This is a genomic window from Spiroplasma endosymbiont of Panzeria rudis (assembly GCF_964019705.1).
Taxonomy (GTDB): domain Bacteria; phylum Bacillota_I; class Bacilli_A; order Mycoplasmatales; family VBWQ01; genus Spiroplasma_E; species Spiroplasma_E ixodetis_A.
The window spans coordinates 566,266-591,735 of record NZ_OZ026460.1 but is presented as its reverse complement, the minus strand read 5'-3'; the positions used below and the strand labels follow the sequence as shown (position 1 = coordinate 591,735).

The 25,470-nt window shown below is 23.8% G+C and carries 20 protein-coding genes and 3 pseudogenes; 11 read left to right on the top strand and 12 right to left on the bottom strand.

Annotated elements, in window-relative coordinates:
* Positions 1 to 108: 108 nt before the first annotated feature.
* Positions 109 to 570 (bottom strand): annotated as a pseudogene (locus AACK89_RS03270) (transposase); the annotation flags it as partial.
* A 76-nt stretch (positions 571 to 646) separates the two neighbouring features.
* Here AACK89_RS03270 and AACK89_RS03265 point away from each other — a divergent pair.
* Positions 647 to 1,749, top strand: a protein-coding gene (locus AACK89_RS03265) for an IS3 family transposase (RefSeq protein ID WP_338979159.1) whose coding sequence is annotated in 2 segments (ribosomal slippage) — positions 647 to 890 and positions 890 to 1,749 — 1,104 coding nt in all. Because the reading frame shifts where the segments join, the coding sequence is not laid out codon by codon here.
* Between the two features lie 42 nt (positions 1,750 to 1,791).
* Here the strand turns inward: AACK89_RS03265 and AACK89_RS03260 are convergent.
* From AACK89_RS03260 to AACK89_RS03240, 5 genes and pseudogenes are all read right to left on the bottom strand, one after another.
* Positions 1,792 to 2,568 (bottom strand): annotated as a pseudogene (locus AACK89_RS03260) (IS256 family transposase); the annotation flags it as partial.
* Between the two features lie 156 nt (positions 2,569 to 2,724).
* Positions 2,725 to 3,964, bottom strand: a pseudogene (locus AACK89_RS03255) (IS256 family transposase).
* 82 nt (positions 3,965 to 4,046) lie between these two features.
* Positions 4,047 to 4,730, bottom strand: a complete 684-nt coding sequence (locus tag AACK89_RS03250) for a hypothetical protein (RefSeq protein ID WP_338979157.1) — start codon at positions 4,728 to 4,730, stop codon at positions 4,047 to 4,049.
* Positions 4,731 to 4,743: 13 nt separating this feature from the next.
* Complete coding sequence (locus tag AACK89_RS03245) at positions 4,744 to 5,598, bottom strand: bifunctional 5,10-methylenetetrahydrofolate dehydrogenase/5,10-methenyltetrahydrofolate cyclohydrolase (protein WP_338975032.1); 855 nt, start codon at positions 5,596 to 5,598, stop codon at positions 4,744 to 4,746.
* Between the two features lie 21 nt (positions 5,599 to 5,619).
* Positions 5,620 to 7,107, bottom strand: a complete 1,488-nt coding sequence (locus tag AACK89_RS03240; protein ID WP_338976048.1) for a TrkH family potassium uptake protein — start codon at positions 7,105 to 7,107, stop codon at positions 5,620 to 5,622.
* A 166-nt stretch (positions 7,108 to 7,273) separates the two neighbouring features.
* Here AACK89_RS03240 and AACK89_RS03235 point away from each other — a divergent pair, with 166 nt between their 5' ends.
* From AACK89_RS03235 to AACK89_RS03225, 3 genes are all read left to right on the top strand, one after another.
* The gene (locus AACK89_RS03235) at positions 7,274 to 8,110 is read left to right on the top strand and encodes a TrkA family potassium uptake protein (protein ID WP_338979155.1); all 837 of its coding nucleotides are present in this window, start codon (positions 7,274 to 7,276) and stop codon (positions 8,108 to 8,110) included.
* 172 nt (positions 8,111 to 8,282) lie between these two features.
* Entirely contained in the window at positions 8,283 to 9,185 is a 903-nt protein-coding gene (locus tag AACK89_RS03230; protein WP_338979154.1) for a hypothetical protein, read from the top strand.
* Between the two features lie 159 nt (positions 9,186 to 9,344).
* Positions 9,345 to 10,298: a hypothetical protein gene (locus AACK89_RS03225; RefSeq protein WP_338979153.1), complete on the top strand. Its 954-nt coding sequence runs from the start codon at positions 9,345 to 9,347 to the stop codon at positions 10,296 to 10,298.
* 150 nt (positions 10,299 to 10,448) lie between these two features.
* On the opposite strand, the gene AACK89_RS03220 is transcribed toward AACK89_RS03225, so the two are convergent.
* The 5 genes from AACK89_RS03220 to ligA all read right to left on the bottom strand — a co-directional run bounded on the left by AACK89_RS03220 (position 10,449) and on the right by ligA (position 16,934).
* Positions 10,449 to 11,548 (bottom strand): IS3 family transposase gene (locus tag AACK89_RS03220; protein WP_338978355.1). Its coding sequence is split into 2 segments (ribosomal slippage): positions 10,449 to 11,305 and positions 11,305 to 11,548, totalling 1,101 coding nucleotides; the frame shifts between segments, so codons are not numbered across the junction.
* 169 nt (positions 11,549 to 11,717) lie between these two features.
* Complete coding sequence (gene gatB / locus AACK89_RS03215) at positions 11,718 to 13,157, bottom strand: Asp-tRNA(Asn)/Glu-tRNA(Gln) amidotransferase subunit GatB (protein WP_338979152.1); 1,440 nt, start codon at positions 13,155 to 13,157, stop codon at positions 11,718 to 11,720.
* Positions 13,150 to 14,622: an amidase family protein gene (locus AACK89_RS03210; RefSeq protein ID WP_338979150.1), complete on the bottom strand. Its 1,473-nt coding sequence runs from the start codon at positions 14,620 to 14,622 to the stop codon at positions 13,150 to 13,152. The genes gatB and AACK89_RS03210 overlap by 8 nt, the downstream gene beginning before the upstream one ends.
* Positions 14,612 to 14,926, bottom strand: coding sequence for an Asp-tRNA(Asn)/Glu-tRNA(Gln) amidotransferase subunit GatC (gatC, locus tag AACK89_RS03205; protein WP_286640705.1), 315 nt, complete (start codon positions 14,924 to 14,926; stop codon positions 14,612 to 14,614). The genes AACK89_RS03210 and gatC overlap by 11 nt, the downstream gene beginning before the upstream one ends.
* Positions 14,919 to 16,934 (bottom strand): NAD-dependent DNA ligase LigA, encoded by a 2,016-nt coding sequence (gene ligA, locus AACK89_RS03200; RefSeq protein ID WP_338979148.1) that lies wholly within the window; start codon positions 16,932 to 16,934, stop codon positions 14,919 to 14,921. Before ligA ends, gatC begins: the two co-directional genes overlap by 8 nt.
* Before the next feature lie 345 nt (positions 16,935 to 17,279).
* On the opposite strand from ligA, the gene AACK89_RS03195 reads away from it, so the two are divergent.
* On the top strand, positions 17,280 to 17,516 hold the full coding sequence (locus AACK89_RS03195; RefSeq protein ID WP_281748081.1) for a hypothetical protein: 237 nt from the start codon (positions 17,280 to 17,282) through the stop codon (positions 17,514 to 17,516).
* A 62-nt stretch (positions 17,517 to 17,578) separates the two neighbouring features.
* Here AACK89_RS03195 and AACK89_RS03190 read toward each other — a convergent pair whose 3' ends face one another.
* Positions 17,579 to 18,271: a superoxide dismutase gene (locus AACK89_RS03190; protein ID WP_338960088.1), complete on the bottom strand. Its 693-nt coding sequence runs from the start codon at positions 18,269 to 18,271 to the stop codon at positions 17,579 to 17,581.
* A gap of 185 nt (positions 18,272 to 18,456) precedes the next feature.
* Here AACK89_RS03190 and AACK89_RS03185 point away from each other — a divergent pair, with 185 nt between their 5' ends.
* From AACK89_RS03185 to AACK89_RS03160, 6 genes are all read left to right on the top strand, one after another.
* The gene (locus AACK89_RS03185) at positions 18,457 to 19,533 is read left to right on the top strand and encodes a type II CAAX endopeptidase family protein (RefSeq protein ID WP_338979146.1); all 1,077 of its coding nucleotides are present in this window, start codon (positions 18,457 to 18,459) and stop codon (positions 19,531 to 19,533) included.
* Positions 19,534 to 19,544: 11 nt separating this feature from the next.
* The gene (locus AACK89_RS03180) at positions 19,545 to 20,474 is read left to right on the top strand and encodes an RluA family pseudouridine synthase (RefSeq protein ID WP_281748084.1); all 930 of its coding nucleotides are present in this window, start codon (positions 19,545 to 19,547) and stop codon (positions 20,472 to 20,474) included.
* Positions 20,475 to 20,628: 154 nt separating this feature from the next.
* A complete protein-coding gene (locus AACK89_RS03175) occupies positions 20,629 to 22,542 on the top strand; it encodes a hypothetical protein (protein ID WP_338956634.1) in 1,914 nt (637 codons plus the stop codon).
* A 21-nt stretch (positions 22,543 to 22,563) separates the two neighbouring features.
* The gene (locus AACK89_RS03170; RefSeq protein ID WP_338979144.1) at positions 22,564 to 23,301 is read left to right on the top strand and encodes an Abi family protein; all 738 of its coding nucleotides are present in this window, start codon (positions 22,564 to 22,566) and stop codon (positions 23,299 to 23,301) included.
* 271 nt (positions 23,302 to 23,572) lie between these two features.
* Positions 23,573 to 23,932: a hypothetical protein gene (locus tag AACK89_RS03165; RefSeq protein ID WP_338979142.1), complete on the top strand. Its 360-nt coding sequence runs from the start codon at positions 23,573 to 23,575 to the stop codon at positions 23,930 to 23,932.
* A gap of 832 nt (positions 23,933 to 24,764) precedes the next feature.
* The gene (locus tag AACK89_RS03160; RefSeq protein WP_338979140.1) at positions 24,765 to 25,274 is read left to right on the top strand and encodes a Pycsar system effector family protein; all 510 of its coding nucleotides are present in this window, start codon (positions 24,765 to 24,767) and stop codon (positions 25,272 to 25,274) included.
* The last annotated feature ends 196 nt before the right edge of the window (positions 25,275 to 25,470 follow it).

Genomic DNA, 25,470 nt, shown 5'->3' with positions numbered 1-25,470 from the left:
AATATGAATTGGAAATTTGAGTTTAGTTAAATACAAGAAAAATAAAATTATGTTATTAAAACCATAGAGGCTTTTTAATAATCTGTGTATCTTTGTTTTACAAAGTTACTAATTTAGATTAATTCTGTCTTCAAATTTTATCATAAAATGAGCAATTGCTGTATTTCAATTTTGAATAGGCAATGTTCATTTTTTTGTTATATTTTCAATTGCCAAGTAAAATATTTTGAAAACTGCCATATCATTAGGAAAAACTTTTTTATTTCTGATGATTTTTCGTAATTGACTATTAACAGATTCAATAGCATTTGTAGTATAAATCACTCTTTTGATTTCTACTGGATAACTAATAAAAACCATTAAATTATCTCAATTTTTATATCAAGATTTAGTAATTTGAGGATATTGTTTATTTCATTTACTTTCAAACGATTCTAAAGCTTGCATTGCTTGTTCTTCACTACATGCACTATAAATTGGTTTTAAATCTGCAACTAGACCTTTTCGATGTTTGTATGAAACATATTTTAAACTATTTCTAATTTGATGAACAATGCATAATTGATGTTCTGGATGGGTTACACTTTATTGGACACTAATTACGTAGACAAGTGAACAAATTAGTGAAAAGAAAGGAACTATAATTATGGCCAATATTAACTCATATTCAGATGAATTTAAAAAACAAATAGTAGCTTTATATCAAAGTGGTAAGTCAGTGTCTTGTCTTGCTAAAGAGTACAATGTTACAAGAGCAGCTACTTATAATTGAATTAAGCAATTTACTAATTCAGGCAGTTTTAAAACTAAAGATAATCGTTCTGTTGAAGAAAATGAATTAATTAAATTAAGAAAAGAATTAAAACAGTTACGAATGGAAAATGACATTTTAAAGCAAGCAGCACTAATAATAGGCAGAAAATAGAAATTATTGCTAAAAATAAAGTTAAATATAAAATTCGTAAAATGTGTCGTTTTTTAAAAATTTCTAAATCAACATATTATTTTAATTTAAATAAAAAAGAAGATAAAATTAAAAATAATATGTATGATGAAGCTGTTATTAGTGCTTTTAAAGAAAATAAAGAAGTTTATGGAACAAGAAGATTAAAAGTTGTTCTAGAAAATAAAGGAATTTATTTATCAAGACGAAAAATTAAAAAAATTATGAATAAACATAATTTAATATCAAAATACACTAAATTATCATTCAAAAATCATCATAATAAAGTCAACGATAGTCAAATAACCAATATCGTTAATAGAAACTTTAATAATAGGCTTAAAAATGAAGTTATTGTTAGTGATTTAACTTATGTTCAAGTTAATGGTAAATGAAACTATATTTGCCTATTAATTGACCTATTTAACCGCGAAATTATTGGACATAGTGTAGGTACTAAAAAAGATGCATCATTAGTACATCAAGCATTTATGCACTCAAATCGTTGTTTAAAAGATATTCAAATATTTCATAGTGATCGCGGTAATGAATTTAATAATAAAATTATTGATAAACTTTTACTAGCATTCAATATTAATCGCTCTTTAAGCAAAAAAGGTTGTCCTTATGATAACGCTGTTGCTGAAGCAACTTTTAAAACTTTCAAAATTGAATTTATTAATGATAAAAATTTTACATCATTAATCCAATTAAAATTAGAATTATTTGATTACATCAACTGATATAACAACATAAGAATTCACAGCACTTTAAACTACTTAACTCCAGTTAATTATCAAAAATAAATGTCTACCAAAAAATAGTCCTAAAAAGGGTTGCCATTCCACTGTTTTAGGATAAACTGATTGTATTGCTTCTGACATGCCTGTTAAATTATCACTACAAGCAATAAGAATATCATTTAAGCCACGATTTTTCATTTCTGTGAAATTAGATAATCAAAACTTAGAACCTTCATTTTCACTAATTCATAATCCTAAAACATCTTTTTTGCCTTCTAAATCAACTCCTAATGCTATATAAACTGATTTGTTAATAATCCGTTTATCTTGTCGTACTTTAACTACTATACAATCAAAATAAACAATAGGATAAATACTTTCTAATGGTCGATTTTGTCATGCTTTAACATCATCAATAACATCATCAGTAATTTGACTAATAACACTTTCACTAATATCAGCACCATGATATAACTCTTGCAACTGCATTCTAATGTCAGATAATGTCATTCCTTTTGCATACAAGGAAAGAACTTGTTGATCAAAACCATCAAATCTTCTTTGCCTTTTAGGAACTATTACAGGAGTAAAATTACTATTGCGATCTCTTGGTACATCAATTTCAATTTTACCTTGTTGAGTTATTAATTTTTTTGAACTTGTACCATTACGAGCATTTTCAGTAGTACTATGTTGATTTTTTTCATATCCTAAATAATTTTGCATTTCAGAATTCAACATTTTTTCAACTAATCTTTTTGTTAATTCTTTATATAAACCGCCAGGTTTAAAAACTGTTGTTAAATCTTCAGTATTTTCTAGTAATAAATCTACTGCTTTTGATATTGGATCATTATTATTAAAGTTATCTTTTTTAGCCATCTGTAACTCACTCTTTCTAGTCATTTAATTATATTTACTAGAATTAATTAAACATAGTTATTTTTGTAAGTTACACAGATTACTAAACATTTCCTCTTTTTCATCAATTAGAATGAGGCTTTTTAATAATCTGTGTATCTTTGTTTTACAAAGTTACTAATTTAGATTAATTCTGTCTTCAAATTTTATCATAAAATGAGCAATTGCTGTATTTCAATTTTGAATAGGCAATGTTCATTTTTTTGTTATATTTTCAATTGCCAAGTAAAATATTTTGAAAACTGCCATATCATTAGGAAAAACTTTTTTTATTTCTGATGATTTTTCGTAATTGACTATTAACAGATTCAATAGCATTTGTAGTATAAATCACTCTTTTGATTTCTACTGGATAACTAATAAAAACCATTAAATTATCTCAATTTTTATATCAAGATTTAGTAATTTGAGGATATTGTTTATTTCATTTACTTTCAAACGATTCTAAAGCTTGCATTGCTTGTTCTTCACTACATGCACTATAAATTGGTTTTAAATCTGCAACTAGACCTTTTCGATGTTTGTATGAAACATATTTTAAACTATTTCTAATTTGATGAACAATGCATAATTGATGTTCTGTTTTAGGATAAACTGATTGTATTGCTTCTGACATGCCTGTTAAATTATCACTACAAGCAATAAGAATATCATTTAAGCCACGATTTTTCATTTCTGTGAAATTAGATAATCAAAACTTAGAACCTTCATTTTCACTAATTCATAATCCTAAAACATCTTTTTTGCCTTCTAAATCAACTCCTAATGCTATATAAACTGATTTGTTAATAATCCGTTTATCTTGTCGTACTTTAACTACTATACAATCAAAATAAACAATAGGATAAATACTTTCTAATGGTCGATTTTGTCATGCTTTAACATCATCAATAACATCATCAGTAATTTGACTAATAACACTTTCACTAATATCAGCACCATGATATAACTCTTGCAACTGCATTCTAATGTCAGATAATGTCATTCCTTTTGCATACAAGGAAAGAACTTGTTGATCAAAACCATCAAATCTTCTTTGCCTTTTAGGAACTATTACAGGAGTAAAATTACTATTGCGATCTCTTGGTACATCAATTTCAATTTTACCTTGTTGAGTTATTAATTTTTTTGAACTTGTACCATTACGAGCATTTTCAGTAGTACTATGTTGATTTTTTTCATATCCTAAATAATTTTGCATTTCAGAATTCAACATTTTTTCAACTAATCTTTTTGTTAATTCTTTATATAAACCGCCAGGTTTAAAAACTGTTGTTAAATCTTCAGTATTTTCTAGTAATAAATCTACTGCTTTTGATATTGGATCATTATTATTAAAGTTATCTTTTTTAGCCATCTGTAACTCACTCTTTCTAGTCATTTAATTATATTTACTAGAATTAATTAAACATAGTTATTTTTGTAAGTTACACAGATTACTAAACATTTCCATTAGAATTTTTATATTCATAACCTTTAGTAGTAATTTCAGTTTCAGTTTCAACATATTTTATTGTAATTTCATGGTTTCCTTTAAATAATAGTTCTTTTATTAAAGAGTCTGATGAATTTCTAAAAGTAAAACGTAATTTTTTATTTAAAGAAACTTCTTTATTTAAAGTGTCTTTATCTGTTCATCAATATCCAACATCGCTAAATTCTTCTCAATCTTTTTCAAAGGAAGAAATATTGAAATTATTTTTTTCTATTTTTGAAGTTCAAACTCTTACAACATAAATATTATTTTTTGATATTAAATTATTTTTTAAAAGAAATAAGTTTTGATTAAGTTTATTAATAAAATCATTAGTTTTTAAATTATATTCAGTGTTAATATTTATATATTTTTTACTTAAAATATAATCTCAAGCAAAATTATTCATTCCTTTTATTCAATCATCATATAATTTTTGTGTATTAACTTCTATTTTAAAAATAATAGTATTATTTTCATTATGTATTTGATAATCTGAATAATTTTCAGGTTTTAAAAAATGTAAAGGACTATCAAAATAAACACTATTTGTTGAAATAGTTTCTTTTAAAAACTTAAATTTTAATAATTCTAAATTATTTTTTTCAATATTATTTAATCTTTTTTTAATCCAATTTTTCTTTAACATTTAATTTTCCAATTTAATTATATTTATTATTTAATTGATAGCAAATCATTAAATTTTCTAATAACATGGCAATAGTCATTGGTCCAACACCACCAGGCACAGGAGTAATTGCTGAAGCGGTATTTTTCATTATTTCAAAATTAATATCACCAACAACTTTTTTTTCTTTACCTTGATAATTAATTGCTACATCAATAATAACAACATCACGTTTAACTTGACTACTATTAATAATATTATAGACACCAGTAGCACTACAAATGATATCAGCTTCTTTAGTATAAATAGTTAAGTCTTTGGTTAATTTATGAACAATGCTAACAGTTGCTCCCATATTAGTTAATGATAAAGCCAATGGTTTACCAACAATATTACTATCGTTAATGATAGTAATATTTTGTTTAGAAATGGGAATTTGATAGTGATTTAGTAATTTTAAAATACCTTTTACTGTACAAGGCAACATTGCTTTTTTATCACCTTGTAATAATCTTCCGGCATTAATATTTGTTAAACCATCAACATCTTTATTAATAGTAATGCTATTAATAATTGCTAATGTATCTAAATGTTTTGGTAGTGGTAATTGTACTAAAATTCCATCAATATTATTGTCACTATTTAATTGTTCAATTTTATTAATTATTTCTTTTTGTGTTACTGTTGTTGTTAGTGAAAATACTTGTCCATCAATACCACATTCTTGACATGCTTTAATTTTAGTTCGTACGTACATTTGTGATGCTAAATCTTCACCAATAATTATTACTGCTAGTTTAGGTTTGCGATTAGTAATAGTTATTACTTGTGATTTAATTTTTGCTTTAATTTGCTGGGCAATTATTTTACCATCTAAAATTTTTATCATATGTGTTCACCGTTTCTTAATTTATCCAATTAATACGTTTTCTTCAACTCTACTTATCGTTGGTTTTGATTTACGATCACTTCAAGCAAGAACAGTAGTTGATACTCCTAATTGTCCCACAAACATGACAAAAATTAAACTAAGTTGACTAAAAATACCTAATTTGGAATTATCAAATAATGAAAGTCCTGTTGTTCCAAAAGCACTTGAAACATCAAAAATTACTTGTGCAAAGGTCATATCAGAATTATCTGTTAAAAAAACATTTTCAATTGTAATAATCATTACTGATACAAAAACTAAAATAAAACCAAGTGTACCGACTATAAATGACATACGAACAGTTTGATTAGGAATTTTACGCTTGAATACAAAAACATCATTACGGCCACGTGCAATATTAAAAATTGTTAAAAGAATAATTGCTAAAGTTGTCGTTCTAATTCCTCCGGCAGTACTTGCTGGTGAAGAACCAATTCACATCATTAATGATTGGATCATTTGTGAGGCAAGGTGAAATTTATTTAAGTCAACTGTATAGTATCCAGCATTTCTTGTTGACATTGTATTAAAAAAAACAGCCATAATTGCATCAGATGTCGATAAATTTTTAAAAATGGGCTCTTGCCTTGACGGAGTTATGACATTACGTGAAAAATATTCAATAAACATAACACTACTAACACCCAATATCGCAACTAAAAAATATGTTATTAATGTTAGTTTAGTGAATAAACTAAATCTAAATTTTTTACCATGAGTTTTACTTTTAATTCAATGATATAAATCATAATAAACAGGAAAACCAATACCACCAATTACAAATTCAATAATAAAAATTCACTGCACAAAATAATCACTTTGAAAAGGTTCTAATGAAGTTATACCAACTATATCAAATCCAGCATTATTAACAGCAGAAATTGAGTGGAAAATTCCCGATCATAATGCTAATAGTATGTGATTATAGTAACCTGTATTATTGTTTAGACCATATTCTATTCCTGAGATAGGCACAAAATAAAAATATAAAAATAAAACAATTGCTCCTAAAAATTCAGTAATTGTCATAACAATAATACCAATTTTTAATACATCAATAGTCGTTCCTAATTTATTAGAACCACGTTCACCTTGCATTAGTAATCTTTCTCTTAAACTGGTATGTCGATTAAATACAAATAAGGATAATATTGCTAGTTTAACTGTAATTAAACCAATACCACCAAATTTAATTAAAATTAAAATAATAAATTGACCAAAGAAAGTAAAATCATTAGCAGTACTTTTTACTGTTAAACCAGTGTCAGAAAACGCACTACTAGCAGTAAAAAGGGCAGGCAAAAAGTTTCATTGTCCTTTTGTTGTGGCAATTGGTGTCATTAAAAGTATTGTTCCAACTAATAAAGTGAAAAAATATAAATTAAACATTTGTCGGGGACGGGTTTTACCAACAAAAATAATTTTAAAAATATTTTTTACACTACGATAATTAACCTTAGATAGCATCAAAAAACTCCTAAAATAACATTTTCTTTTATTATTATACTATACTATAGTCATTTCTATTAAATATTAGTTTTAAATGTAAAATACCAATATTTTAAGAATTAGTTTATAATTTAGTATAATATAACATATTTAAGTAAATATTATTTAAGGAAGAAGGATATAGATGTCTTCATCAGAAAATGATTTTTGTGTCATTGGTTTAGGTAAATTCGGAATTTCAGTTGTTAAAACTTTAGAAGAATTAGGTAAAGTTACATTAGCTATTGATAAAAGAGAAGACCGTTGTCAATTAGTTTCATCAATAGCTTCTGAAACTTTAATTTTAGATTCGACTAATCGTGATGCATTAAATGATGCTGGAATTCATAAAGTGCAAAATATTATTATTGCTATTGGTTCTGATTTAGCAGCTTCAATTGTTACTGCTGTTCATGTTTTAGCAATTCATCGTGAACACAATACATTATCATCACTTAATCTTATTGCTAAAGCTGTTGATAGTACTCACCAACTAATTTTAGAAGCAATTGGTATTACTAATATTATTTTATCTGAAACAGAAGCCGGTAAGAAAGCTGCATATCGTGCTATTTGAAAATTAGGAATAGATTTAACTACAGTTGATGAAAAGTACTCAATAGCTAATGTAATTGTTAAAAATACTAAGTTTACAAATAAAAAACTAGAAACTTTAAAAATTCCTAGCAATTATAAAATTAACTTAGTTGCAATTAAACGTCACGGTAAAGTTATTATTCCTAGTAGAAATGAAATATTAATGTTAAATGATGAACTATTATTTATTAGTTCTAATGAAAATATTAATTCTGTTTGTAATGATTTTTCAATTGGTGATACTAATAAAATATTTGAGCCTACTATTATTAAAACGGTAAAGAAAAAGCGTTCATTTTGAAATTGATTCATAAGAAATAAGAAAAAGAAAAAACATAAAAAATTAAAGAAAAAGGAAGTTAAGAAAGAAAAAAAACACTACTAAAAAAACAAAATTAATTATAAGAAAATTGTTTTTTATTTTTAGAAATATTAATGTATTATCATTGTAATAAAAATTATATGTTTTAATCTAAATATAAGTTTTTAACCGATTGCTTTATTTTTTAAAGTAAATAGGTTTTTTTATTTTTTGAAAGGAAAATATTATGTATACAATGGAAAAAAATAAGAAAGTACTAATTAAAAAAATAGAAAAAATTTTTAAAATAATTCAAATTAATCAAAAAAATTTAAGCAAAGAAAGAATACGGAAACATAATCAAAAACCTGAGGTTGGAACTAAAAAATTAAAATATTCTCAAAGGCCTGAAGTGAAAGCAAAAAAGCAAAAATATGCTCAAAGGCCTGAAGTGAAAGCGAGAAAACGAGAATCTTATCAAAGATGGTCCCAAAAAAATAAAGAAAAAATACGAGAATATAATCACAGATGATGTCAAAAAAATAAAGAAAAAATACGAGAATATTATCAAAGACCCGAAGTGAAAGCAAGAAAACGAGAATATAATCAAAAGTCAGAAGTGAAAGCAAGAAAACGAGAATATTATTACAGATGATATCAAAAAAATAAAGAAAAAATGAGAGAACATACTCAAAGTCCTATAGAGTGATATGATACTCAAATTTGCAAAAATTCAAAATATATTAAAACAAAATATGCGACAGTTATAGTAAAGCAAAAAGTTGATGATACGATAATGCTTTCTAACATCGTACCAATGCCAGTAACTAAAAGTAATGAAGAACAAGAAATAGTACACAAGGCAGATATATTTAACGTTAAAGATTTATCTAATGGTATTAATAACATTGAAACTAATATGTTTGAAAGACCAGAGATACCTAAAACGCCCGAGATTATTGATATTATATTAGATATATCAGAAAATAAAACATTTTCTGATATTAATGATTTCTTTGATGTTGTTAATACTAAAATTGAGATATTTGAAAGACCAGAGATACCTAAAACGCCCGAGATTATTGATATAATTTTAGACATGTCAGAAAATAAGATATTTTCTAATGTCAATGGTAAAGTAATTAGTAATAGTATTTAAAAGGAAAAAATATCAAAAGTATAAGTAAAGAATATTAATAGAATCTAATTTTGAAATAACTAGAGATGATATCTATAAATATTTAATGATTTACTAAATTAAGGGAAATTTATTTATTTAGTATTTAAAATAATAATTTTATGTAAAGGATGAAGAACAATGGACAATTATATTTATTTTTTTAGTAATAAATGAACACAATATAAAATAAAATGTTTGGATAAAAAGATACCAATTCTAAAAGGGAAATTTGATTCACTTAAAATTATTGAAGATTGAACAAATTCCTTAATCTTAGAATTAAATGATGAAATAAATAATTATTCATATAATTTTCAATTAACTACTTTAAAAGAGGTTTTTTTACCAAAAATACTTGAAGATTTTATTAATTTTAAAAAAAATAAAGATATTTTTCATTTAATAATAAATGAAAAATATTTTAAAAAAATAAAAGTATTAAATTTATTTATTAATAAACAAATTGAAAAAGATAATTTTTCTAAAAAACATTTAAAGAAAATTTTATTAAAAGTATTAAGGTTTAGAGTTTATTTTAATAGTAAATTGATAGAAGCAGAAAGCGATTTACTAACTTTAAATAGTAAAATAAAACTTTTATGAAAAGAGATTTTTGATAGGGACATAAAATTTTTACAAAAACAACAGCAGAAGTTAAAACAAAAAAATATCTTGATAGAGAATCAAAAGACAAAATTAAAAGAAAATATTAAAGATATTAAAGATAAATTAGAAAAAGAATTAAAAGCTGATTATCAAAATAATAAACTTACTAATTTTAAAATTCTTTTAGAAATACCAAAAAAAGCAAATTTTAAAATAGCATCTTTAGAAAAACAAATTACTAATTTAGAAATTAAACAATATGAATTACATGTTCAAATGCAAACATTACAACAAAAAAGTAATGAATTACATGAAAAGATACAACAATTACAACAAAAAAATAATGAATCAAATTTGAATCAAAGAAATATTAATGATCAAACAATAACCATCCAATTAAATAAACCAGAATTGACAAATAAAACATTAGTTAATAATTTAACAATGTCATTACAATTTTTAAGACCAACAAATAATTTTAATTAAAATTAAGAAAGTTACTTAAAAGAATAAAAACAAATATTTTATTAAAATATTCATTAATTATTAATAAGACAAATGATGATTTAGTAATTAAAGAAAATTTAATTGAAGATGGAATGGCAACCCTTTTTAGGACTATTTTTTGGTAGACATTTATTTTTGATAATTAACTGGAGTTAAGTAGTTTAAAGTGCTGTGAATTCTTATGTTGTTATATCAGTTGATGTAATCAAATAATTCTAATTTTAATTGGATTAATGATGTAAAATTTTTATCATTAATAAATTCAATTTTGAAAGTTTTAAAAGTTGCTTCAGCAACAGCGTTATCATAAGGACAACCTTTTTTGCTTAAAGAGCGATTAATATTGAATGCTAGTAAAAGTTTATCAATAATTTTATTATTAAATTCATTACCGCGATCACTATGAAATATTTGAATATCTTTTAAACAACGATTTGAGTGCATAAATGCTTGATGTACTAATGATGCATCTTTTTTAGTACCTACACTATGTCCAATAATTTCGCGGTTAAATAGGTCAATTAATAGGCAAATATAGTTTCATTTACCATTAACTTGAACATAAGTTAAATCACTAACAATAACTTCATTTTTAAGCCTATTATTAAAGTTTCTATTAACGATATTGGTTATTTGACTATCGTTGACTTTATTATGATGATTTTTGAATGATAATTTAGTGTATTTTGATATTAAATTATGTTTATTCATAATTTCTTTAATTTTTCTGCATGACAAATAAATATTCTTTTCTTTTAGAACAACTTTTAATCTTCTTGTTCCATAAACTTCTTTATTTTCTTTAAAAGCACTAATAACAGCTTCATCATAAATATTATTTTGTTTTTTTTCTTTTTCCTTTAAATTAAAATAATATGTTGATTTAGAAAGTTTTAAAAAACGACACATTGTGCGAATTTTATATTTAACTTTATTTTTAGCAATAATTTCTATTTTCTGCCTATTATTAGTGCTGCTTGCTTTAAAATATCATTTTCCATTCGTAACTGTTTTAATTCTTTTCTTAATTTAATTAATTCATTTTCTTCAATAGAACGATTATCTTTAGTTTTAAAACTGCCTGAATTAGTAAATTGCTTAATTCAATTATAAGTAGCTGCTCTTGTAACATTGTACTCTTTAGCAAGACAAGACACTGACTTACCGCTTTGATATAAAGCTACTATTTGTTTTTTAAATTCATCGGTATATGAGTTAATATTGGCCATAATTATAGTTCCTTTCTTTTAACTAATTTGTTCACTTGTCTACGTAATTAGTGTCCAATAAAGTGTAACCTATCCAAGATGTAGATTTTAAATAAAATATTAGTATATAATTTATAATAAAAATATTCAAAGTATAATATAAAAATTCATAATTAAAAATTGATTGAAACTAATTATAGTTTTCAATCAATTTTTTTAATATTTCTTTAGAAACTTGTGGATTTGCTTGTCCTTTAGTTAGTTTCATTAATTGACCCATAAAAAATTTTAATGCTTTTTCTGGATTGACTTTATAAATAGTAATCATGTTTTCATTTGCTTTTAAAATTGTGATTAATATTTTTTCTAAATCATTACTATCACTTACTAAAGTAATACCTAATGTTCTAATAAGATCGGTAGGGCTTTTTTCACTATTAATCATAATTGCATTTAATAACTGTTTACTTTGTTTATCATTAATTTTTTGCTCATAAACTAGACTAACTAATTGTGATAGATTATTAGCAGTAAGTTCGCTGTTTTTAATAGTAGTGTTATTAATATTACAATAAGCTTGCACAGGACCTACTAAATAATTAAACGTAGGTAATATTAAATTATTAATGGCAACTGTTTGTTCAAAAATAGTTAATATTTCTACTTTGTCAATTAATAAATTAATATCTTTTATTGGTAAATTGTATTGTTTTTTTAATCTTTCCATTATTTGTTTAGGCAATTCAGGAAGATTTTTAGCAATCATTTTGATTCATTTTTCGTCTAGTTGAATTGGAAAAATATTTGGTTCAGGAAAGTATTTATAATCAATTTTATTTTCTTTGCTACGCATGATAATGGTTTTATTAGTTTTTTCATCAAATCTTCTAGTTTCAAGATTAATTTTTTGTTTTTTATTTAAAATATTAGTTTGACGATTAATTTCATCATTTATTGCTAAAGTAATATTATGTGTAGAATTTAAATTTTTAATTTCAACTTTGGTACCTAAAGTATCACTACCATGTGGTTTTAACGATATATTAATATCGCATCGTAATGAACCTTCATTCATTTTAGCATCACTAACTTGTAAATGAATTAATAATTGACGTAGAGTATTAATATATGCTACTACTTGTTCGCTTGTGTTAAAAATTGGTTTAGTAACAATTTCTAATAAGGGAATTCCTGCTCGATTATAGTCTAGTAATGTTTTTTTATTATTATGAATTTGTTTTGCTGTGTCTTCTTCAATATGTAAGCGTTCAAAGCTAACAATAAATTCTTCATTATTTACAACTATTGGTAATTCACCGTTTGTACCAATTGGATGAAAAAATTGTGTGATTTGATAACCTTTAGGTAAATCGGGATAAAAATAACTTTTTCGATCAAAACGTAATAGTGGATCAATATTCATTTTTAAAGCAGTACATGTTTGAATTGCCATTATAATAACAGCTTGATTAACTGTTGGTAATGTTCCTGGATAGCCACAATCAATGGCATTAATTTGAGTATTTGGTTTTTGACCAAAAGTATTGGCGGCGTTGGAAAAACATTTAGTTTTAGTTTTTAATTCACAGTGGATTTCAATACCCATTACAACATCATATTTATTATTCATGATCATCACCTAGTAGTTTATTATTAAAATTAATTTTTTTACTTAAAAATGAAGCAATATTCAATATAACTTGATCATTGAAAGGTGCACCATTAATATTAAAACCAATCGGTAAACCATTAACAGTAGTTAACGGAATATTAATGCTTGGTCCACCATTTAAGTTAGAAAGTAGTAGTAAGTCTTCTAAATAATCATGTTCACTTTTAATAACTTTTTTTTGTTCTAATACATCTTTAATTTTTGGAGCTGGATTAATATTTGGAATAATAATGAAAGCATCATATTTTTTAAAGATAGTATTTAAATGTTCAACAATTAATCTTCTTACTTTTTTAGCTTTGTTAAATAATTCTTCTTGATGATTTTCAGATAAAGCATATGCACCAATAATGTATCTGCGTTTTACCATATCACCGAAACCAAATGTTCGTGAATTTGTCATAACTTCTTGATAATTTTTACCATTTTTACGAACACCAAAATTAATACCAGTTAGATTTGCATGGCAACTGGTTGCTTCAGCAAAAGAAATAATCATGTAGACTGGTAATAAAGATTGTAATAATTCTTTATTAAATTCAATTTGTTGAACTTTTGCACCACCATCAGTTAAATGCTTTATTGCTTCATCAAAACTAGATTTAACTATATCATTTCACTGATAATCATTATAATTTAAAATAGCAATATTTTTACCTTCTATATTTTGATTTAAGTTTTTAGTATAGTTTTTTTCTTTACTTTGAACACTAGTAAAGTCTTGTTCATCAAATAAAGCAATACTATCCAAGACAATGGCAATATCTTCGACATGATTAGTAAATATACCAACTGTGTCTAAACTTGGAGCATAAGGAAAAACACCATTTCGTGAAATTAAACCATACGTTGGTTTAAAACCAACAATACCACAATAAGCGGCAGGTTTACGTATTGAATCACCAGTATCTGTTCCTAAAGCAAATGGTACAATTCCAGCAGCGACTAAAGCTGCACTGCCACTAGAACTACCACCAGTGATATGTTTTAAATTCCAAGGGTTTAAGACATGACCAGTAGCTGCATATAAACCATCTCCACCCATTCCTAGTTCATCAAGAGCAGTTTTAGCTATATTAATGGCTTTATTATTTGTTAATAACATATTAACAGTACTGTCATAATTAGGAATAAAATTAGCAAGAATTTTTGATGAACCTGTTGTTAAGAAATTAATAGTAGCAATATTATCTTTCATTACAAATGGAATTGCTGCTAATAAATTATCATTAATTTCTTGTTCAGTAATTAATTTTGTTTGTTTAATGGCATTTTGTTCTAGTGAAGTAACAACAGCATTTAATTTTTTGAATTGTTCTAATCGTTTGTATACTAATTTAGTTAATTGATCTGGAGTAAGTATTTTTGTTTTTAATAATTCATGAAGTTGACGAATTGAAAGTTGGTGGTAATTAATTTTCATGATTAATCACCTGATTAATACTAATGTAATTATTTTCAACTTCTGGAGCAATATTTAAAACACTTTTAGACGTTAAATGAGCTCCAACATTATCGGAACGTAATAAATTATTAATAATAGGAAATGGGTAATTTAAAGGTTCAATATCATTTGTATTGATATTTGTTACAATTTCCATTTGTTTTTCAATAGCTTTAAATTCTAGTAAAAGATTTTCACATTGTTCTTCGCTTAAATTGAACATAAGTTCGTTAGCAAATTCATGTAGCATTTTTGTTGTCATTTTCTTTTCAATTTTATCCATTTTTAGCTACCTCTTTCAATAAATTTTGTAATTGCTCTTCATTAATAATTTTAACATTAAGTTTGCGTGCTTGTGCTAATTTATTTCCTGGATTTTCTCCAACAATTAAATAAGAAGTATTATTACTAATAGTATTGGTAATTTTAGCACCATAGTTATTTAATAATTCAATGAATTCGTTACGACTTTTAGTTAAAGTTCCTGTTAAGACAAAAGTTTTACCATTCAATACTTGTGATTGGTTTTTTTGTAAATAATTAAAGTTAAGTTTAAAGTTTTGCAAGTTATTAATTAGTTGTTGATTAGTAGGATTAAGGAAATAATCAATAACACTAGTAGCGATTATTGGACCAATTTCATTAGTATTAGCTAGATCATCAAAGGTTGCTTCCATTAAGTTATTTAAAGTTAAATATTTTTTTGCAAGAATAATTGCTGTTTTTTGACCAACATGGCGAATTCCCAAACCGAATAAAAGTCTTTCTAAGGAATTTTGTTTTGATAGAATAATTGAATTAGCAAGATTAGTGAAAGATTTTTCACCAAAACGTGGTAATGATAGTATTTCTTTTCGTAAATTAACTAAATTGTAAATATCACTAATAGTTTTAATTCATTTTAAATCTAAAAAACGTAATAATATTTTTTCATTTAAACCAATAATATCCATAGCATTTCTTGAACAGAAGTGCATTAATGATTTAAGAATTCGTGATGGACAGTCACTATTAATGCAAAATTGATCAACTTCTGGCGGAACTTGTTCTAATTTTGTTTTACAAACGGGACAATGTATAGCTTTTTTAAAAATAATATTGTTTATTTGACGATTACTAATAATTGGTGCAATTACTTCTGGAATAATATCACCAGCTTTTTTAACACTTACTAAATCATTAATACGTAAATCACGATTAATAATATAATCACCATTATGAAGTGTGGCAAAAGTAACGGTAGTACCAGCAATTATCACTGGTTGTAATCTAGCATTATAGGTTATTTTTCCTGTTCTACCAACAGTTGGAAATATATCTAAAAGTTTAGTAACACTAGTAACAGCAGGAAATTTATAAGCTATTGCTCATTTTGGTGCCTTATTAGTTCTTCCTAACATATCATAACTGGTTAGATCATTAATTTTAATGACAATACCATCAATTTCATATGGTAATGTATTTCTTAACTTTTCATATTTCTGAATATAAATTCATACTTCTTCAATATTTTTACATAACTGTCATTGTTCATTAATTTTGAAACCATATTTTTGTAAGGTAAATAATGCTTGTTCATGGGTTTTAATATTATCATTAGTAGCATTAATATAATAGTAAAGAAAGCCATCTAATTTTCTTGAATTAACAATATTAATATCAAGTTGACGAATAGTACCAGCTGCAGCATTGCGAGGATTAGCAAAGAGTGGTAAGTTTTGTTGTTGTTGTTTTTCATTAATGCGATTAAATTCTTCTTTACTTAAATATATTTCTCCTCTTACTTCTAATTTAGAATTAATTGGTATTATTTTTGGTATTGTTTTAATTGTCAAAATATTATTGGTAATGTCTTCACCAGCAATTCCATCACCTCTGGTAGCAGCAGTTTTTAATTCTCCTTTTTCATAAGTTATGGAAATTGATAGACCATCAATTTTTAGTTCACAAACATATTCAATGTTATTTTCTGATAATGTTTTTTTAATTTGTTGATCAAATTTTAGTAAATCTTCATAATTAAAGGCATTACCCAAACTTAGCATTGGTTGTTGGTGAAAAATTTTTGTTAAAGAATTAATTGGTTTATTACCAACAGTTTTAGTTGGAGAATCATTACTATTAAATTGGGGATATTGTTCTTCTAATTTTACTAATCTATGATAGGCGTTATCATAAAGTTCATCACTAACAGTAGGTGCATCTAAAACATGATATTCATAATTTCATTGTTTAATTTGGTTTCTTAATTGTATTATTTCAATTTTAATATCATTATTTTTGTTACTCATATTACTTTCTCCCCTAATTGGTTTGTTAATAAGACATAATTAATTATAAATGAATTATTACTTTAATTGTAATATTGTTTTATAAAAGTATAATTTAGTAATGTAAATAAAATAAATAAATAATAATATACATTTTTTTAAAAAAATGATTATAATAAAATTAGTATTAAAAAATAATGGCTAATTAAGCATTTGGTTTTTTAAACTCCTATTAAGTTTATTTGACTTAAAGGTTTTTTTGTATATAACTAGACACATTTTTTAATATTAACCTTTGATAATTTTTAAGTATAGTATTAAAACTAAAGATAATTACTTTAATTTTATATGAGTTAGGAGTAAGTTATGAAAGATACATATGCATCTGTTCGTTTAGCACAAAAGCCAGAAAATGCTTTTGCTTGTCATCGTTGTGGTAGGGTTATTTTAATTGCCGAATTTTTAGAAGCAAAAAATATTCAATTGAATTGTAATCGATGTGGTTTTAAAAAACATGTTGAAAAAATCAAAATAGAAAAAAAATCAGAAATTAAAAAAACTAGAATTGCTGCTATTTCTTCCAAAAATTCTTCTAAAAAATAACTTAGCTTAGATTAATATTAATAATATTATAAAAAAAAGAACTCAGTTGAGTTCTTTTTTACTTATTTTTTATTTTTTTCATTTAAATACTCTTGATAATTATTATTTACTTGTTCTCAATTGATAACTTTTAATAATGCTTGTAAGTATTTCTCTTGTTCATTTTTATATTGTAGATAATGTGCATGTTCTCATACATCAATAGCGATCAATGGGTACATGTTCAAGAATCATGGATTGTCTTGATTAAAAGTTTTGTATAGTCTTAATGTACCATTATTATCAATTACTAATCATGCTCAACCACTTCCAAAAATATCCATGGCAGTTTTTGTTAAAGCAGCTTCAAATTTTTCATAAGATTCAAAGCGATTAATGATTGCTTTACCAATAGCTGATTTTTCATTAAAACCTTTATTTTTCCCCAATAGTGAAAAGAAAAGATTATGATTAATTACTCCCCCACCAAATTGTCGAATGCTACTTTGTAATTTTTTTACATTACAAGTTTCTTTATCCTCACATATATCTTCTAATTTACAATAATTACTTAATAAACGATTTAGTTCCCCTTTAGTTTCAAGATTATAATCAGAAAAAACTTTCGGATGTTTATCCATCACTAATTTTAAAGAAGTTAAATATTTCTTATGAAGTTCTTCATAATGATGTTTAATTGTTTCTTGTGAAATGTAAGGTTCTAAAGCATCATAATTATATGGTAAATCGATAATATTAATCTTGTATTTAGGCATTCTTTTCTATCCTCCTTTTCTTTTTAAACTCTTCACATATAAATATTGCATTGCATTATAATAAATTAATGTAAAATTACAAGTTTATTATATTACAAGATTTCTCACTATATGTTATACTAAAAATTAATATTAAATACTAATTTTACTAACAAAGGGTGAAAGTTTTCATGCAGTACTTATACATGTTTAATAAAAAATCTAATCAAATTAATGTTTCTCACAACAATGATATCATACGTAGAATTAATGTAAACCAAACTGATAACATTAATAGTAATAATTTAGAAAAAAATGAACAAAAACAATCATTTATTGATAAATTTACTTCAAAATCACTTAGTTGTGATGACACCAATAACTTTAATTTCAAAACAGCCAGTTGAACTCTAACAATAATTTATCTTATATCTTTTATTATAATTCCAATTCTTTATAGTTTAATCAAAACTTATGCTGTAAAAGATACTAGTCAAAGTTCATTTCTTAGTCTTTTTATTTTTAGTTTATTGCCAATTTTTGGCTTAGTTGTTTCACTTGGTATTGATTGAGAAGATATGATTAAAAAAGGCGGGTGGGCTGCTTATAGTCATAGTGTATTTGGTTTTATTAGTGTAGTATTTGTTCTTTTATTTTTTATTGCAACAAAAGTTATTAGTGGTAAAGATGATGATGTAACTTCGCTTGCTACTACATTTTTAATTCAACAGTTATTTCAATTGTTAGGATCAATTTTAGTATTAGTATTTTGTAGATCATTACGTGAGAGAATTATTACTACTTTAAAAGAAGCAAAATTAGATTTAATAACTTGAGTTACCATTTTTGCTGTTATTGGTACTATTTTAAATATTATTTTCAACATAATTCCTAAATTTAGTGAATTTAATATGTTAACAAGTAATAATACTTCAAAAAATCAAGATGTTTTAAACTTATTAATGAATAGTCCGTATGGCATTTTTGTTTTAGTTCTTAGTACTATTTTTATTGCTCCAATTAATGAAGAAATATCATATCGTCATGGTACTTTTACCATTGTTCGTTATCGTTGATTAGCATATGCAGCTTCATTAATTTATTTCCCATCAATGCATGTTATGGATAGTGGTGATTGAAATAATATTATTGGTTATTTAGGATTTAGTATTATATTACCCTTATTATTTATAATGACACGGGGTAATACTACATATACTATTGGTTTACATGCTTTTTCTAATCTAATTGCAACTATTTCTAGTTTTATTAATAAAAATTAAAAGGAGAAATTATGACTACCTTAACAATTACTGCCAATGATGCTGATCAAACTTTAATTAATTATTTAAAAAAAGTATTTAAAACACTACCACTGTCAAAAATTTATCGTTTATTTAGAACAAAAAAAATCAGAGTTAATAATAAAACTACTACTGATTTTAAATATCGCTTACAAGAAAATGATTTAGTAGTCATTTATGAAAGTAATTTAGTTGTTAACTATAAACCAGAAAAAATTACTAAAGAAGCACCAATTGAATTGTTTTATGAAGATGATAATTTTTTAATTGTTAATAAAGATCATAATATTGTTGTCCACCAACCATATGGTTCTTGCTTAGATAACATGGTAAAATATTATTTACAACAAAAATACCCGAAGAAGAAACGTGAGCAAACATTTAATATTAGTCATCAGTATCGTTTAGATAAACTAACTAAGGGTTTAATTATTTATCCAAAAAATAAAATGACACAAAACGCACTTCATAATGCTACTAAAAATGGTCAAATTATTAAAAAATATTTGGCTATTTGTTCTGGCCAATTAACTAAAAATTTAAATATTTCTGGTTATATTACTCATGATGAGTTAACAATGAAAATGAAATTTTCAATTGAACCAAGTGAACAAAGTAAAAGTTGTAGCACCATCTTTACACCAATATTTAATACTAAAGACTTTACTTTAGTTGAGTGTCAATTAGTTACTGGTAGAAAACATCAAATTCGTAGTACTTTACAATTTTTAAATTTGCCAATTGTTGGTGACACTAAGTATGGGTCAACAATAGTTACCCCTAATAAAATTGCATTATTTGCTTATTATTTGTCATTTAATGATTTAGAAGAACCATTTACTTATTTGAATGATCAAAATTTCATAATAAAAGATTTAAAAACAGATTTAATTAAACAGATTAAAAAAGAAAAATGATAAAATTAATCTATACTAATATATAGATTACATTTTTATTTTTTTGCTATTTTTTATTTTTAATAGTGATTAATAATATTGAACTTTTAATTTTGGGTTGTTAACATATTTAAATAAAAAACAAAATTAGTTTTATTTATATAGATTGGGTGAAGTAATGACAACTAAAAAAGGTATTTTTAATACAATTGTTGGTGTTATCATGACAATTGTTATCTCTATTTTACAGTTAACTTTTCTTTATGTTACTGGTTTAGCATACGGTGAAAAAATTAATGGTTTAATTCGTGTTATTATTTCTTTTTTGACTTACCTTAGTTTGACAGAAGGAGGACTTGGTTTAATTACCATTTTTTCTTTATATCGTCCGTTACAAAATGATGATTATGAAACCGTCAACGATATTATTAATACGACAAGAAAAAATTATCATCATTCAGGAAGAATATATTTAATTATTCTTGTCAGTGCTGGTTTTATTTTAGGATTAGCTAGTGTTCATTTACCAGAAATTGGTTTAGATATGGAAATTCCTTTTTGACAAGTAGCACTTATTATTATTTCTTTAGGATCACGTGAATTAATCTTTTTTTATTTTAGTGGTGCTTATCAAAATTTAATTCAAGCTGATCAAAAAGGTTATTTAAATCGTTTAATTTTTATTTTTTCAGAGATTATTATGTATATTTTACTAATGACGTTATTAGTTATTAGAAAGTCTGATGGTAAACCGATAGATATGTATATTCCTTTTTTTGCTTATTTTGTTTGTGGTGTATTAAAAGCATTTGTTACTTTTATCGTTATTAAAATTGAATATCCATGATTACAACATAAAAAATGAACACAACAAAAAAGGATGCTAAAACAATCGTGATGAGTAGCCCTGAATCGTTTACCTGACATGATTATTTCTAACATTGATATTATTTTAATTACTTTATTTTTATCACTGACAACAACATCAATTTACACTATTTATATTATTATTGCTACAACGATGCGCTCAATTGCTTTAATTTTAATTAGTTCTTTTCGCGAAGTTTTTGGATATTGAATTGCCAAAAGTGGACGAATTAGATGAACTGTCTATACTAAATTTGAGTTATATGCTTATATGATTGCTGGTTTTTTATTTATTAATCAATTTATTATTACTCAATATTTAGTGTCTGCTTTAAGTATTACAAATATTAATAATTCTGATGGTAATTTTGATTCTTCAAAAAATCTTTTTATTAATTTATTTTTGTCACAACCATGATTTATTTTACTTTTATCTTTAAAAAATACAATTCAAGTGGCAACCGAACCAGGAAAAGTTATTGTAAATGCTACTGTAAAACACAAAGAAACAATTTGAGGTTCATATATTCAATCAATAATCAATCTTGTTTTAGGTGTTATTTTGGGTTGAATACTATCAAATTTAGGTTGAAAACATCAAAGTTATCAATATTTATCATTAAGTTTATATATGATTCTTTTATCAAGTTGTATTGGTTGAGTTTATCGTTTAATTTCAATCTGAGTTTATGTTTGAAAACATTTGACGTATAATAGTGATTTACGTTTTATTATTCAAAATACTTTAGTGTTAATTATTCCAATTTTAGCAGTAACATTATTTGGATGTCTTTATTTCTTTGATAAATATCCACCAACATATAATTTCACAGATTATAGTTTTGTATTACGAGTTATCGGTTATTCATTATTGTATTCATCAATTTTAATTTTTGGTTTAGCAATGACTATTAATTTTCGTCAGTTTTGATCAATTTTTAATTTTAAGAAATTTTTTACTAATTTATTTTCACGTAAACGTAAGCAAAAAGCATTTATGAATCAAGAAGTACAAGAATTTTTTAAAGATAGTAATAAACCTAAAAATAACTTTACTAATAAAACATTTGATTGAACTGCTACTTATCAAAGTACCAATATGAACGTTGATGACTTTATTGAACAAGAGTTGTTACGAAGAAAAAAAGAAGTAGATATTAAAAGTGAAACAAAAGAATCTGAAAATTCTTCTATTCGCGTTGGTATTTATAAAATTAGAGGTTAGTTTATTTAAGGAGTGAATTACATGTTATTAAATGAAGAATGATTTGTAGAAAATATTGTTGAAGAAAAATATTTAGAATTATTAAAGCGTAATTATCCTCAACATCAACTTAAAGATTTATTTTTATTGAACATTGATTTACGTTTATTGTATTTAAAACATATTTTAATGATTGAAAATTCTTTAAAAAATGCTTTATTACATCAACTTTTTAATGATAATGTTCAAAATTTAGATAATGCTACTTTTCTTAATTCAGAACACCTAGCTCAAATGAAAACAGCTTTACGTTTGATTCGTGCTGGTTATAATAAATATAATAGAAGTGGTGTTTTAAAATCACGAACAATACGCAGTTTAATAGAAGTTATGTCATTTGAATGAACAATGAAATTATTACAAACTTTAAATGATAAAAGTATCGCTAAGATTGCTCATTATTTTGGTATCAAAGAATTTAATGATAGTAAAATTTTATTAGAACAGTTAGAATATATTAAAGATGTTCGTAATTATTTATCACATAATTTTAAAGTATTAGCAATTCAATTTAAGTATAAAGAACGGTTCGCTTATTATGAACAAACTTTAAATGCTAATAATGATCATCATTATTTGCACTTATTAATTACTCGTTTTTCTAATAAAAACCAATTACTAGCGCCATTTAATGTTGATTATGAAAATTTATTTAATAGTTATGATGTTAAAATTCATGATTGTGTTAAGGAAGATACTCAAAGTATAATCCATACTTAATATAGAAAAATTATTAAATTTTAGTAGATTTAATTTAATAAGTATATTATAATGATATCAATTAATTACTAGTGTAAAATAAACCATTGTCGTTTTTAAACGACAATGGTTTATTTTATTTAGAGTTAATGAAAATTAAAGAAAGTAGGAAAAAAATGAAGTCAGAGTATAATGAAAAAAAGATTTAAATATTACAGAATTAAAACGACTTGATTTATTAAAAGAGTTATTTCCCGAAGAAATTATTAGTAAAAAAAATCTTTTTCAGATAATGAATCATTTTTATAAAAACTTAGAAGTAAAATATAAAGGTATATCTAATTATTTTGCTCCAAATATTGAAAAAACCGAAAATAGTATATTACTTAATACAATTTTTAATTTAAACAAAATGAAAATCACAGATAATATACAAAAGGGTTTTTTAAATCGTTTATTATTGAAAGGTAATGCTGAACAATTATATGCAAGTTTGTTAAAAATATCAGAAGTACAAAAGGCGCTTGATCAATTTATTGAAAGAAATAGTGAATCAGTTACAAGAAGTTTTTCTGCAACAGTAGTATTAGATATCAATAAAGAAGATACAGTATCTACTTTCGTTATTGAAAAAAATAATATTTCTTTATAATTAATTATATTTATAAACTTAAAATATTAGAAAATAATAAAAAACATTAAAGAAAATGGCTTAAATATTTAAGTATTTTATTAAAAAAAGAATTATAAAAATTACTATTATCCTATTTAAAATTTATTTAAATAGGATATTTTAAGTTATTAAAATAATTAGAAATACTTAATTATTTATTTGATAGTATGTTGTAAATAATTAATAATTTTGTTTTTTTTATATAAAATATAATTTGATATTGATAGTTGAACATAAAAAATAAAAACGTTATACTATCTCTGGAGTTAAATGGTAAAAGAATTAGTGTTAAATATATTTAAATATATTAATTATTAATGTTTTAAATTATTATCAAAATAGTATTTAAAAATATTAACAAAAGTTAATTTATAATTAAAGTCAATTTTTATTAACAATATTAAAATATTAATGTAATTTTATAATTAATAATAACTTACAGTCAAATATTAATTTAATTGAATATGCTTTTATAAAACATTCTAATGTTTAAAAATTTTCTTATCAAAAACCATAAAAATAATCTTAGTTTGAAAAAACCAAAAACTATTTTTTAGATAGTTTTTTATTAATAGTTAATAATAATTATCAAAGTTTGCAAAAAATCATCATATCATAATGTTTTATAAAACAAAATTAAAAATAAACTTGATAAAAATAATTTCAAAGATAAGAATAGTTGTTGTTTTTAGTTACACTTAAAAATTTAAATGTAGCTTAAAGAAATAGAAATTAAAAAAAATAAAATTTAGTTATTAATTTAATTTATTTTTTATTTAAATCAATAACTAATAAAAAGGAATTTTAACTAATGAATGACAATGAAGTTAATTTACTAAATGAAATTAAAAAACAAATAGAAAGATTTGATGGAAAGGCTAACATATTATCAGCTATTGCCGGTGCTCTTTTAGGACTGTCTTTTGGTTGAATACCAATATTTAAAAATATTGAAAATTGTTGTAATATGACAATTAAAACATGCTTTTTAATTACTTTTGTATTTTTATATGTAGTGTTTTTATGTTTAGCATTTTTATTTTTTATTTTAACAATTTTTCCAAGAAGTAAACCTAAAAAAATTAATAAAGTAAAAACAAATAATTCTAATATGTATTATAAAGATTTACAAAAAATGAAACCTGATAGTATTAGAGAAGGAATTTTACAAAATAAAGAAAACTATTTATCAGAACAAATTCAAATTAATTCTATTATAGCTTGTAAAAAACATAAAATGTTAGTTTTAGGTATTTTATTTTTAATTTTATCAATATTTTCAATTATTATTTCTGTTTCACTTTATATATTTGTGACATAAAAAATAATTAAAGTATAAATTTTAATTTATATATAAAAATATTATGAAAGAAATATTTTTGTTGATTAAAAAAATATCTAAGAAGGAAAAAAAATGTACTTGTATTTATTAAAATATGATAATCATATAAAAAATGTGAAAAAATAGCATTAGAGTAAGTAAAAAATATACATAAGATAAAGAAGGAAAAATAAAA